At 58.1% G+C, this 11440-nt stretch carries 14 protein-coding genes; 8 read left to right on the top strand and 6 right to left on the bottom strand.

Going from position 1 to position 11440, the window contains the following annotated elements:
• Positions 1-85: 85 nt before the first annotated feature.
• Positions 86-517, bottom strand: a complete 432-nt coding sequence (locus ABLE85_RS14530; protein ID WP_348793440.1) for a type II toxin-antitoxin system VapC family toxin — start codon at positions 515-517, stop codon at positions 86-88.
• A 272-nt stretch (positions 518-789) separates the two neighbouring features.
• Here ABLE85_RS14530 and ABLE85_RS14525 point away from each other — a divergent pair, with 272 nt between their 5' ends.
• The 3 genes from ABLE85_RS14525 (at position 790) to ABLE85_RS14515 (ending at position 3888) form a co-directional block, all read left to right on the top strand.
• Positions 790-984 carry a hypothetical protein gene (locus ABLE85_RS14525; protein WP_348793439.1) on the top strand — a complete coding sequence of 65 codons (195 nt, stop codon included), beginning with the start codon at positions 790-792 and terminating at the stop codon, positions 982-984.
• A gap of 393 nt (positions 985-1377) precedes the next feature.
• Complete coding sequence (locus ABLE85_RS14520; RefSeq protein WP_348793438.1) at positions 1378-2010, top strand: hypothetical protein; 633 nt, start codon at positions 1378-1380, stop codon at positions 2008-2010.
• A gap of 9 nt (positions 2011-2019) precedes the next feature.
• Positions 2020-3888, top strand: coding sequence for an AAA family ATPase (locus tag ABLE85_RS14515; protein WP_348793437.1), 1869 nt, complete (start codon positions 2020-2022; stop codon positions 3886-3888).
• Positions 3889-4455: 567 nt separating this feature from the next.
• Here ABLE85_RS14515 and ABLE85_RS14510 read toward each other — a convergent pair.
• The 4 genes from ABLE85_RS14510 to groL all read right to left on the bottom strand — a co-directional run bounded on the left by ABLE85_RS14510 (position 4456) and on the right by groL (position 8679).
• Positions 4456-4698: a hypothetical protein gene (locus ABLE85_RS14510; protein ID WP_348793436.1), complete on the bottom strand. Its 243-nt coding sequence runs from the start codon at positions 4696-4698 to the stop codon at positions 4456-4458.
• A 109-nt stretch (positions 4699-4807) separates the two neighbouring features.
• Positions 4808-5962 carry an AI-2E family transporter gene (locus tag ABLE85_RS14505; RefSeq protein WP_348793435.1) on the bottom strand — a complete coding sequence of 385 codons (1155 nt, stop codon included), beginning with the start codon at positions 5960-5962 and terminating at the stop codon, positions 4808-4810.
• 404 nt (positions 5963-6366) lie between these two features.
• Positions 6367-6612, bottom strand: coding sequence for a hypothetical protein (locus ABLE85_RS14500; RefSeq protein ID WP_348793434.1), 246 nt, complete (start codon positions 6610-6612; stop codon positions 6367-6369).
• Positions 6613-7050: 438 nt separating this feature from the next.
• On the bottom strand, positions 7051-8679 hold the full coding sequence (groL, locus tag ABLE85_RS14495) for a chaperonin GroEL (protein WP_348793513.1): 1629 nt from the start codon (positions 8677-8679) through the stop codon (positions 7051-7053).
• A 291-nt stretch (positions 8680-8970) separates the two neighbouring features.
• Here groL and ABLE85_RS14490 point away from each other — a divergent pair, with 291 nt between their 5' ends.
• Positions 8971-9159: a hypothetical protein gene (locus tag ABLE85_RS14490; RefSeq protein ID WP_348793433.1), complete on the top strand. Its 189-nt coding sequence runs from the start codon at positions 8971-8973 to the stop codon at positions 9157-9159.
• Positions 9160-9245: 86 nt separating this feature from the next.
• On the opposite strand, the gene ABLE85_RS14485 is transcribed toward ABLE85_RS14490, so the two are convergent.
• The gene (locus ABLE85_RS14485; protein ID WP_348793432.1) at positions 9246-9467 is read right to left on the bottom strand and encodes a hypothetical protein; all 222 of its coding nucleotides are present in this window, start codon (positions 9465-9467) and stop codon (positions 9246-9248) included.
• A 159-nt stretch (positions 9468-9626) separates the two neighbouring features.
• On the opposite strand from ABLE85_RS14485, the gene ABLE85_RS14480 reads away from it, so the two are divergent.
• The 4 genes from ABLE85_RS14480 to ABLE85_RS14465 all read left to right on the top strand — a co-directional run bounded on the left by ABLE85_RS14480 (position 9627) and on the right by ABLE85_RS14465 (position 11280).
• The gene (locus ABLE85_RS14480) at positions 9627-9959 is read left to right on the top strand and encodes a hypothetical protein (RefSeq protein WP_348793431.1); all 333 of its coding nucleotides are present in this window, start codon (positions 9627-9629) and stop codon (positions 9957-9959) included.
• Positions 9960-10357: 398 nt separating this feature from the next.
• Entirely contained in the window at positions 10358-10624 is a 267-nt protein-coding gene (locus ABLE85_RS14475) for a hypothetical protein (RefSeq protein WP_348793430.1), read from the top strand.
• A gap of 54 nt (positions 10625-10678) precedes the next feature.
• Entirely contained in the window at positions 10679-10897 is a 219-nt protein-coding gene (locus ABLE85_RS14470) for a hypothetical protein (RefSeq protein ID WP_348793429.1), read from the top strand.
• A 113-nt stretch (positions 10898-11010) separates the two neighbouring features.
• Positions 11011-11280, top strand: a complete 270-nt coding sequence (locus ABLE85_RS14465) for a hypothetical protein (protein ID WP_348793428.1) — start codon at positions 11011-11013, stop codon at positions 11278-11280.
• The last annotated feature ends 160 nt before the right edge of the window (positions 11281-11440 follow it).

Raw genomic sequence — 11440 nt, 5'->3', positions numbered from 1 at the left:
TTTCGAGGTCGTCTAGCAGGCTGTTCCCTTCTGTCACGAAAACGGATTCCATAAAATTTTATCGATAGCGTTCGCGGATTACCGGTCATGTCGGAAGATTGGGGATGGGAGCTTGCGCCAGCTTCGGCAGGGCCTTCTCGTGCGGGTCCGGCTCGTTTGGATCGAAATATGGCAGCGGCACCTCGAAGCCGGGATCCACGAACCATCGCGCCTTCATTGGATGGTGTAGACCCGGAAGCGGGAAGTGCTCATCGATACGGAGGAAGTCTTCGACGTTCGCTGTGATGATTGGTATCCGGTGCGTGATCGCGACAGCCGCGATCATCAGGTCATGCCCAAGGCGGTTGCTCTTCTGCTCCCGCTGGACGGTCCACATGTGCCTCAGGCACGGCACTGATGTCATCTCGGCGTAGGTGGTCGCAACTTTCGCCGTCATCTGCGGAAAGGGGAAGTTCATTGCCAGGATCTGGCTGACCCAGTCGGCGATGAGGGGCGCCCCCTCCGGATCCTCTTTCACTTGGAGATGGGCTCCTCGCATCAGTTCTGTTATGACTGGATAGCAAAGTGCAAGACGATCTATGCCAACACGCAGAAGCCAGGGGCGCAGTCCACCCGGCGGTCTCCGGCGGCCCATGAGGCTGACAATATCCGTGTCCATCAAGAGCAGAGTTTTTGGCATCGTGAAAATCCTGTGTGTATGGAGCCTTTCATCGACGAATTTGAAGGCAGGATCCGTTCGGATCGGTAAGCTGCGAAAGCTGGTGTGAAAGTCGGCCAAAGAGGTCTTAGATGACGCGTGACAAGGAATGGCAGAGACGTGAAGCCGAGGCTCGCATCCGTCAAGTTCTGGACGCAGCTAAAGCACGAGGCGCCCAGAGGATCCTGGATACCGATGGCAGCTATGACATTACCTTCGTCCCGAAGAAGCAGTCGCTCGAGCAACTTTTCTCTCGCCCCGGTCCACTTCCAGACGATGACGACTAAAATGTCTGACGAACATGCCTGTCTCTCCGGCGACTACGCTAGCCGGCGACAAGTGGATTGAACGAGCGGTCGGGCCATAATTTGTGACGTCTTGACGCTTCGTAGGCCGCTATATGGATAAAGTCACAATTTAAGATGACTTAGGACACAACCCCTTTCTTTCGACCGGAACAGGCTTTTGAGGCAGTTGACCGGCTGTGCAGCGTGCAGAGTCTCCAGGTTGGTCGACAAAGCAGCCAGCAGATTCGCGGTCGAGCTGGTTGACGCTCACTCCTTGTTCTGTATATGTTCCTGACTATGAGCAACTTCATCGCACCCACCTTCCGAATACGCTGATGGATTCCGGGACCGCACCCGGAGCCGCCCAGATCGCTGTTCGTTGGAGGGAACGTCATGAAGACTGTCTCCGCTCATGCCGCAGGCGATGATGCCCGCGATTTCCAGTTTCAGCACTATCGCTCTTTCTTTCCTTTCGCGACGCTGAAATGCGTCGGTCGACCACTCTATCGATCCCAGGAAGCGCGCGATTACGCGTGTCTGCTCGATCTCGATCCCACGGTTCTTTCCTGGCGAAGCGTCACCCGTCCGATCACTAACGACAGCGGCGCCCGGAAGCCGCGCAAGCATTTCGTCGATTTCGCTGTCCAGACCGAGAGCGAAGCGCTGCTTGTAGATATCGGGCGTGCAGATGCCAGGATCATCACCTGGATCGCTGGTGTCGCCGAGCGACAGGGCTACCGTTATCAGGCGGTGTCCCTCTCCGAGTTCGGGAGAGGGCCCCGGCTCCAGAATGCGAAGGATCTCATTCGCTACGCTGGCTGTGACGCGCCGCTGGGCGACCGCATCCGGATTCTCGCTGCTTTGGAAGAGATGGGGACGTTGACGCTCGCGGAGTGCCTTTCGTCCGTTCGCGAAAGCAAGCCAATGCCCACAATCGTGGCCATGATCCTCACGGGGATCCTCGAAATCGACCTCGACGAAGCTCTGCTCGGACCGGACTCGATCGTCCGACGGGCGGCCAAGTAGGAGGCGGGCATGGAGAAGGAAACTGTCAAGCGGGAGGCCCCGCTCGAAACAATTACCTATGCCGTCGCCATCAGGAACGCATTAAGGCGATGCGGTTTCTACCTGCGGGCGCAACGGATTGACCGAGCTGTTGGTCTGATGCTGCCACCAGACGCGGAAATGGAAACCTATCGGGAGGCAACCAAGGCTGTCCTGCGGCAGACCGATGCCTTGAACCACTACACCGTAACTACCATCGAACTGGGGCGAAAAGGCGAGACATACTCCGAGGACGCGAGAACGGTTCTGGCTCACAGGTGGGCTGTTGTCGTCCTGATCGCGAATGGAGCGAAGCTCCCGCCTGAGGTCGAAATTGCTCTGGACCGCATTGTCGAAGTGGGCTCTGTCAAGCCGATCCATCTCACATCCGCTGTGAAGAGTGAGTGGAAGATCGATATCGCCAGTGAGGTTGCCAAACAGCTCTGCGGTTATCCGCCGAAGCTGTTGTTTGGGGCACTGCGAAAAGGGCGGCCGATCGACATGGTAGTTGAGAAGCTCGTGGCGGCATCCGCGGCTCCACAGGCTTCTGTATGGGAACCCCGCGTCGAGGAGCTCGAAGGCTACGGTGAGGCCAGGCTGTGGGCGGCCAGCCTCGTCGCCGACCTCACTGACTGGCGTGCTGGCAGGATCGCATGGCGCGATGTCGATGCCGGGCTTCTTCTCAGTGGGCCGCCCGGTACTGGCAAGACACTTTTCGCTTCGGCTCTGGCTCGATCCTGCCGCGCGAAGTTCGTGGGGACATCCAGCGCGCAGTGGCAGGCCAAGGGACATTTGGGTGATATGCTCGGTGCAATGCGAAAGTCCTTCCGGGATGCGGCCGACAATGCTCCGTCGGTTCTGTTCATCGACGAGATCGATTCCATTGGCGACCGCCGGGCATTCCGCGGGGACAACGCCTCTTACTGTCTGCAGGTCGTCAATGCTCTCCTGGAACTGCTCGACGGTGCCGACGGCCGCGAAGGTGTCATCGTCGTCGCGGCCTCGAACTTTCCGGATCATCTCGATCCAGCATTGCGCAGACCGGGCCGATTGGATCGTCATGTCGTGATCGGTCTTCCGGATGGAGCTGCACGTGCACAGATGCTCGCCATGCATCTTGGCGGACAAATCGCGGTGGAAGGCCTTCAGGAGGCGGCGATGGCGACCAGCGGCTACTCTGGTGCCGCTCTCGCCCAGGTCGCGAGGGACGCGCGCCGGACCGCGCGTCGGCAGGGCCGGCAGGTCGAGGTTTCCGATGTGCTTGCTCTCGTTCCGCCCGTCGCGATCATCGACGGCGCCGAGCGATGGGAGGCTTGCGTCCATGAATCCGGGCATGCGGTCGTGGGTCTCGAACTTGCCGTGGCTGAGATCGAGGTGATCGCCGTGGCCCGGGAGGTAGGTCATCGTGAGGGCAGCGTCGGCCACGTGCAATGGCGGCGGAAGGTGAGACGAAATCGAAGCCGCCAATCGTATCTCGACGAGATCGCGATGATGCTGGCCGGGATGGCCGCGGAGCAGATCATCCTCGGAGATATCTTCGACGGCTCGGGCGGGATAGAGGGATCCGATCTTCAGCGAGCGTCGGACATGGCGACGCTGATGCTCGCGAACCTGGGGATGGGGTCGCTCTACTACTGCGATGTCATGACGTCGAAGGAGCTCGATAAGCTGCGGCGGGAGGATCTGAGCCTGCGGCGGCGCGTCGAGGATCTTCTTGTGGCGCAACTGGAGCGCGCTGTGGCGATCGTCGAAAATCGCAAGGCGGAGGTTGAGCGGCTTGCAAATGCCGTTGCCGAACGAAGCCTGTTGTCTCGACGCGAGGTTGCGGAAGTCATCGCGCCGCTCAGGCGGGCCGGGTAGGGAATGTCCATTACTATCGCCCTATCTCAGCACGGCGATTTGTAAGATTCGAGAACGCCGACGCGTTGTAGGCAATATGCGGATTTTGCCTACAACGCGAAAACCTGTCCGAAGCTCGGCGGTACATAGGCCTCGGCAGCGGCGCTACCGCGACCTGCCTCCCAGTGCTGCGCGTGCCGCCACACCAACTGGCGGAGGAAGCTGTACGTGACGGCTTCGCGCCCGATGTCGGTCGTTCAAGGCGCCTTCACCACCGCCCAAAAGCAGACGTACCCACGGCAAGCTGTAGGTCGAGGTTGCGCCGAATACTTTGCTAACCGGACGCTCCACATATGCGTCAGAGTCAATATTGGACGCCGGTGGCGCAATCGCGGCATGCCGGACGCAACCGGCTAGCGCCGAAGTTATCCCGCTTGGCAGGACTCCGGGTTGGCGAGATTACGGCGCTTACGGTGAGCTACGTCTACATCACCCCCGAAGCATTTGAGTTCGAGATAGCCCGAGCACCAGCGATTGTTGGAGCGTGTTGCGCGATGACAGGGGCGGCATGGCGCGTCCGGCAAGGGACTAATCGGCCTTGTCGTCGCCGATGTCATAATGAATATTGCGCCCAGCCGTCAGGGCTTCGCTGGAGATCGCGTCCGCCAGGTCACGGTCAGATAGCTCCAGCTCGGGAAAGACGCGTCTCACGGCCTCTATCGCTTTCGATACCGCAAAGGGGCCCTCATCTTCCTGGCTATCATTCAGGAAGGCGCTAATGGCCGCCCGTACTTCAGGTGGGACCTCGTTTGCTCGGCTCGCTTTGCTCAATGCGCCCTCCCGTCAACTAGGGACTCCAATACAACGGGAATGGTGGGGCGGTTGTTCCTCTTGATTGCCATCTGTGCCGAATCTGATCTCCTTTGAAGGGCTTCCTCGGCTATCCTTCGAGAAAGTGCCCCAAGGCCTTTAGCGGACCCAGCCGATCACAGATAATTTTCAGGATGGCCAGCATGGGAACGGCCAAAATCGCGCCGGGCGCGCCCCACATCCAGAACCAGAATATCAGTGACAAGATTACCAGGACGGGGTTCAAGGTGAAGCGTCGCGCAAGCAGCATGGGCGTCAGCGTTTCGCCCTCGACCAGGTGAATGCCGAAGTAGAGGGCCGGCGGAAGCAAGGCCCACCACAAGCCGTCGAAGCTCAGCAATCCGACGAGGAGGAAAATGACGGTCCCAAACAATGGTCCCAAGATTGGGACATAGTTGAGTAGGAAGGCCGTGGCCCCCCACAGCAAGGGATCCCCAAGACCACAAAAGTACATGGCGCTGGCAGTTGCGACCCCGACCACAGCGTTCATGACGGTGATCGTCACCAAATAGGCGGATACATCCCCTTCGATCTGCTGAGATATCTCGACAGCCTGCCGCTTGTCACTGAACTTCGGCAGGACTTCCACGAGACGACGAAGAAACGTATCGCCCGACACCAGCAGAAAATAGAGTACGAGAACTGTCGTAAACAGCCCATCGAGGACGGCACGCGTCCCGGAGAACAACGCACCGGTCAGACCAAGATCTTTGCGTATCGCGACGGTGGCGCCCTTCTGTTCGGGACCGTTGGCGACTTGCTCGGCCTGCTGGAGGGCGCTTTGCAACATTTTGATTGGACCGCTCAGAACCATCAGGTGAGTCTCGAGGCGAGGTATGCCCTCCGGTAACTTCTGTGCCCAGGTCTCGGCGGGGCCTGACAGTACCGCCACGAAACCCACGAGCGTTCCAATTATCAGCACGATTGCCAAGAGTGCTGCAACTGGCGTGGGTATATACAGGCGTTCCAAAACGCGAACAGCGGGTTGCAGGAGAAGCTTGAGCACCAAGGCGAGCACAACGGGCAGCACGATCGAGCTGGCCGCGTAGGTCGCCGCCAGAACTGCCAATACAAACAGGCCCCCGAGAAAGATAGTCAGTGCACGGGACGGCAATCTTTCCGTCGCACCCGAGGGCTCAGTCAAAACCGTATTCGGATCTGGCTGATCCGCGTCGTGAGCCGCCGACAAGGGAATGTCCGGCTCTGGATTTTGGACAGGAACCATGGCTGCTCTACCCCCAGACCTGAGGATTTCTTGGCACCCATGCCAACCATAGTCGATTTTGCGATCATCGTCAGCACAAGGCCATTTTGATCGGCCGCTCAAACGTCGGCGAGCTATACCGCGCGGACGGCTCCAGCATCGATCGGGAGGTGGGCGCCGCTAGCTGCCCTTACGTCGGCAGCACATGGGATGGCGTCAGATCGACGGGCGAACGAAACCCTGTCGAGACGAGGGGGTTGTCGCTGAGGAGGAATTAAGAGCCTAACCGCAAAGCACTGACCCGTCGTTGAGGTGGCCGGAGGGGGTCACCTTCGGTGCCTGACCGGTGGCTGGGCGTTCGCGCGCCGATGCCCGAAAATGCGCATAATTCTGGCCGTGTCGTCGCGACATCTCAAACTCGATCTTTATCCGCTGACGCAGAAGAACCGCCAAAGCGAAGATGAATGGGCGATCTTCCCGTTTGGGCTCAGGTGTCGCGACAGCACGCCGCGCAGTTCGATTTCATCCGTCTTTCCCCGTTCGATATGTTGAATGAGAACGCGTGTTGCCAGCGTCTCTCGATCAAAATCTCGTCGCAGGCCAGGGACTCGTAGCTCGGCAAGGAGCGTCTCAATCAGGCTCATATTTGCGAACGTAAGGTATGAAGGCATGACGCCCTCCGTTGGTATTCCAATGGTATATGAACCGGACTGAGCGTCAGCCAGAAGTTCTCTTCGATTAGCTAATCTACCACGTTAGTCCGAAGAGAACGGAATAAACGATGAAGCTTATAGCAAGAACGACCAAAACCCTTACGAAAAGATCCTGATATTCGAATGCATGTTCTTGGACATAGTTTTGCATTTTCATGGCGGTCTCCTTTGTTTTGATTATCGAGCCGCAAAATAATCATATCACATAATTATCAATTTATGTGAAATATTTTGAGAAACAAAGGGAACGTCCGTAATTTCTCTTCCAAAATCTTCACCGCAGAGACCGCTGTCTCCCCACGATCCAGCGTACGGTATTGCGCTGGCGAAGAAGCTGCAGACGGTGCCCTCTTTGGCCGTAACCTTTGACATACGTGAGCCACCACGGAGCGGTTTTTAGTAACTCATTCCGCCGATATTCCCGTTTCTGGGGACCACAGTTGCGTTCCTTGCGTCGGCGATCATGGCTTCGGCGGTGATGAGAAGCGCGCCAATGGAGCCGGCATCCTGCAAAGCCGTTCGCACGACTTTGGCGGGATCGACAATGCCAGTCTTGATCATGTCGACATAGCGCTCGGTCTGCGCATCGAATCCTTGATTGCGATTCTTGCTGTCCATGAGCTTTCCGACGACGATCGAACCTTCGACGCCGGCATTTTCGGCGATCTGCCTTATCGGCGCCTCCAGCGCCCGCAGCACAATCGAAATACCCGCAGTCACCTCGGCATTTGCTCCGGTCAGCCCAGTCAAAATGGCCTTGGCGCGGAGAAGGGCCACGCCGCCGCCGGGGACGATTCCTTCTTCCACCGCAGCGCGAGTCGCGTTCAGCGCATCATCGATGCGGTCTTTCTTTTCCTTGACCTCAGTCTCAGTCGCGCCGCCAACGCGAATTACGGCTACTCCCCCGGCTAACTTCCCCAAGCGTTCCTGCAGCTTGTCCGTGTCGTAATCAGAGGTGGTTTCCTCGATCTGCGCCTTGATCTGCCGCACCCGAGCCAAGATGGTAGCCTTTTCACCGAAGCCGTCGATGATTGTAGTCGTGCCCTTATCGATGAGGACGCGCTTTGCCCGACCGAGCATATCGATCGTGACATTCTCGAGCTTGATGCCGAGATCCTCTGAGATGACCTGGCCAGCGGTCAGGATCGCAACGTCCTCCAGTATAGCCTTGCGACGATCGCCGAAACCCGGTGCCTTGACGGCCGCGACCTTGAGGCCGCCGCGCAGCTTGTTGACGATCAGGGTCGCCAGCGCTTCGCCTTCGACATCCTCGGAAATGATCAGCAGCGACTTGCCGCTTTGAGCCACAGCTTCGAGGATCGGCAGCATCGCCTGAAGATTGTCGAGCTTCTTCTGGCAAATGAGTATGTAGGGGTCCTCTAGCTCGACGCGCATTTTCTCGGCGTTGGTAACGAAGTAGGGAGAAAGATAGCCGCGGTCGAACTGCATACCTTCGACGACGTCAAGCTCGGTTTCGGCAGTCCTGGCCTCCTCGACCGTAATGACGCCCTCGTTGCCAACCTTGTCCATAGCCTTGGCGATCATCTCGCCGACGCTCACGTCGCCATTGGCGGCAATCGTGCCGACCTGAGCGATCTCGCCCGATGATTTGACTTTCTTGGCGCGAGCCTGAACCTCCTTGACCACAGCCGACACCGCAAGATCGATACCTCGCTTGAGGTCCATCGGATTCATCCCAGCGGCAACGAATTTGATGCCTTCGCGGAGAATGGACGCGGCAAGCACAGTGGCGGTGGTGGTGCCATCTCCGGCGAGGTCGTTCGTCTTTGAGGCGACTTCGCGAACCATTTGCGCGCCCATGTTCTCGAACTTGTCTTGAAGCTCGATTTCCTTGGCCACAGTGGCCCCGTCCTTTGTGATGCGCGGTGCACCGAAGGCTTTGTCGATGATGACGTTGCGGCCCTTCGGCCCCAGCGTTACCTTTACGGCGTTATTCAGGATCTCGACCCCGCGAAGCATTCGATCGCGCGCGTCGACAGAGAATTTGATTTCTTTCGCAGACATGGTTTTTCGTCCAGTTCGCTCTTGAAATTGCGAGATCGAATATCGTCCGGCCACCGGCCTTCATGGCCGTTTCTGTCTTCTAATGCCGGTCTCCCATGAGCACGAAGGTAGCTCCGTCGATCTTGACCTTGGTTCCGAACCATTTGCCAAGCAAGACGGTTCAGTCGGCCTTGACGCTCCAGCGAGATCAGTTTGCCAGTTTCGCCACCAGAGGCTGGACTGACGTCATACGGGGCGGCGGGACAAAAATGTGCTACAATAAAGAGGTGCCGACAGCACTGGAATTTCCCCATGACTTCAAAGCGCTATGATGTCCGAAAAGAAGCCGATGGCACCTGGACGGTGTTCGACATCTTTACCGGGCAGCCGGCTGCGGTTGGGACATCGGTCTTCAACGCCCTATCTTCAGATGAAGCCGTCGATATCGTCCATCTGCTCAATTGGTTCGATGCGAAACGGCGGCGCCAGTTCAGTCATTAGTCGGCGCAGCGTGGCAGCTACACGAGGCGATGTCGTTCCTAGTTTGGGCTCGCTCGCGGTCCCGTGCCGTCGGCATCGCTGACCACTCACTGTTTTCCCGGGTCCAATGCGTTATGCAAGTCGACGTGCTTTGCCAGCTTCTCGCGTAGAACGATCTCGCCGGTGCTGCCTTTCTCGATCTGTTGAATGAGAAACCAGGCAGCCGCTGTTTCTCTGTCGAAGTTGCGCTCCGGGCCTTCTTCACGGATTTCTCGGAGCAGTCGTTCGATCAATGTCATGTCGTCGGACGTCAGGTAAGCGGAAGACATGGCGTCGTCCCTTCGGTCGGGGCTAGGGCACTGTGGCCACCCTCACGCGGCAACGCCCTTGCTACAAGTTGCCGACCAAACAGATTACGCCCACGGCGAGACGAAGGCAAACATTTCCCCCGGCCGCCAGCGACACTGGTTCACGGCACCGAGCACAACATGCAGTATGCCGAAGGCAACAGCGGAGCATCGGCCGTCTTCACAGCGTGCAACGAAATTACGATGCCAAAATCAATCGGTGCCATGCGCCAGGGTGAGGGTCTCTTTCTTAAACGACCCTTGCGCTTCAGTGAACACGTCATCGTGGCGATTGAACCAGCTTCCACCGAAGTGACGGTCATCTTCGGACCACCCGACTTCAAGATGACCACGTCGCCGACCTTAAAACTGTCCGACATTTCCAATTTCCGTTCTCGTTGCCAAGTTGTTGGATTAGGCGGGTTTTCGGTTGCCCGGGTTAGGCGGAATCTGGCCGAGGCTGCCATGGCTTGAGACTGGGGCTGAGTCCCACTACGTCCATCACTGAGCGGTTCTGCTAGCTGCCATCGTAGCGACACTGGCCGCGCCGGTTAGGCTTTCGTGACCCGCCTTGAATAAACCGTAATCGTCTCATACGGTTCCTAATCGCCTATTTGGCCTGAATTGGCCTCTCGCGGCGTCAGAGGTTCTCGACCCGCCAATCCCTATCCAGATTTACGATGCTTGAACGCGTGGCAAGGATTTGCCATCGCGATGGCAACACGGACGTTTTCGTTCAGCGTGCTAGAGCGCACTGGCCTAACGGATCGTCGAGGGCCAGCCGGATATGCCGACAGCTCTCGATCTCGACCGTCCGAAAACAGCGAAAAAGACAGGGTAAGATCCAGTCTTTGGTTCGCGAGGGCAAGAACATGCCGACACGCACGACCCAATCCATCGTCCACTTCTTCGCGCCCTTCGCATTGAGGGGCATCGACGAGATGCAGCCGGCAGGCGACTACGCCATCGATCAAGATGAGGATCTCATCGACGACGCGTCATGGCTTGCCTATCGCCGCGTCGCAACCTTCATCCACCTGCCAGCCGTCTCGACGAACGAGATGACGACACAATTGGTCGAGATCGATTCCTCCGAATTGGAAGCCGCACTCAAACAGGATCAAGAGCAGGATCGATGATGCTCCAAGCTCGCGCCAAGATCTGGCACGCGCGGAATCAAAGGACAGAAGAAGATGTCACTGCATCGTTTCGCCATAGGGCAGTCGGTCCACTTCAAGAACAGGCAGTCAGACACGACGGGGGGAGTCTATCGCATCACCGCGACCCTGCCGGAACGGGACAACTCGCCTCAATACCGCATTCGCAATGATGGCGAGCGGCATGAGCGTGTGACAACCGAGAACACCCTCGTACTTGTCGACGCGCCGCCGGTCGCAACCGGATTGAGCTGACGGGAGATTTTCATGGCCAACAACCGCGAAACCGGGAAACCGAAGCAGGCAAAGACGCCAGTCAAGGTCGAGATGCCGCTTGGCGCGCCGGTCATGATCGACAGGTGGTTCAGATGAACGTCGTCATCGAATTCTATCGACTCCGGGAACTGGACAACGCGCACGCGCTTCTCGGTCGCGTGACCTGCGACGTGATCGATGCTGACGCGGCGATCGGGATGGCCAGATCGCTCTTCCACACGCTCGATATGCCGCAGGATCCCGACATTGTCAGCATCAACGACGATCTGGGGCGCAAACTCTACTGCGCGAGGGTGAGGCCAGTCTGGAAGGAAGCGGCTTTGTCCGAACGGCGGTTCATTCACGAAGGACAGCAACAATGACACACATCACAATAGCCTCCGGCCCGAAGCGGCCTATTCCATACCCGACACCGGATCTTATGCCTGATGGCCGCGTCCGACCTAATGAAAATGCCGAGCTTTTGCGCCGTAAGAAATCCGACTGTGACGGCACCCTTCGGCGTATTCGTGAACTCGTGGA

This window comes from Mesorhizobium sp. KR1-2, from assembly GCF_040045035.1.
Taxonomy (GTDB): Bacteria; Pseudomonadota; Alphaproteobacteria; order Rhizobiales; family Rhizobiaceae; genus Pseudaminobacter.
Note: the sequence above shows the minus strand (reverse complement) of the source record. Positions and strands in the feature narration are given on the sequence as shown.

Excerpts from the sequence above, each read along its gene's own strand:
- ABLE85_RS14505 (WP_348793435.1), bottom strand. The coding sequence starts at position 5,962 with ATGGTTCCTGTCCAAAATCCAGAGCCGGACATTCCCTTGTCGGCGGCT.
- ABLE85_RS14485 (WP_348793432.1), bottom strand. The coding sequence starts at position 9,467 with ATGTCTTCCGCTTACCTGACGTCCGACGACATGACATTGATCGAACGA.
- ABLE85_RS14465 (WP_348793428.1), top strand. The coding sequence starts at position 11,011 with ATGAACGTCGTCATCGAATTCTATCGACTCCGGGAACTGGACAACGCG.
- ABLE85_RS14480 (WP_348793431.1), top strand. The coding sequence starts at position 9,627 with ATGCAGTATGCCGAAGGCAACAGCGGAGCATCGGCCGTCTTCACAGCG.
- ABLE85_RS14520 (WP_348793438.1), top strand. The coding sequence starts at position 1,378 with ATGAAGACTGTCTCCGCTCATGCCGCAGGCGATGATGCCCGCGATTTC.
- groL (WP_348793513.1), bottom strand. The coding sequence starts at position 8,679 with ATGTCTGCGAAAGAAATCAAATTCTCTGTCGACGCGCGCGATCGAATG.
- ABLE85_RS14525 (WP_348793439.1), top strand. The coding sequence starts at position 790 with ATGACGCGTGACAAGGAATGGCAGAGACGTGAAGCCGAGGCTCGCATC.
- ABLE85_RS14500 (WP_348793434.1), bottom strand. The coding sequence starts at position 6,612 with ATGCCTTCATACCTTACGTTCGCAAATATGAGCCTGATTGAGACGCTC.
- ABLE85_RS14515 (WP_348793437.1), top strand. The coding sequence starts at position 2,020 with ATGGAGAAGGAAACTGTCAAGCGGGAGGCCCCGCTCGAAACAATTACC.
- ABLE85_RS14490 (WP_348793433.1), top strand. The coding sequence starts at position 8,971 with ATGACTTCAAAGCGCTATGATGTCCGAAAAGAAGCCGATGGCACCTGG.
- ABLE85_RS14470 (WP_348793429.1), top strand. The coding sequence starts at position 10,679 with ATGTCACTGCATCGTTTCGCCATAGGGCAGTCGGTCCACTTCAAGAAC.
- ABLE85_RS14475 (WP_348793430.1), top strand. The coding sequence starts at position 10,358 with ATGCCGACACGCACGACCCAATCCATCGTCCACTTCTTCGCGCCCTTC.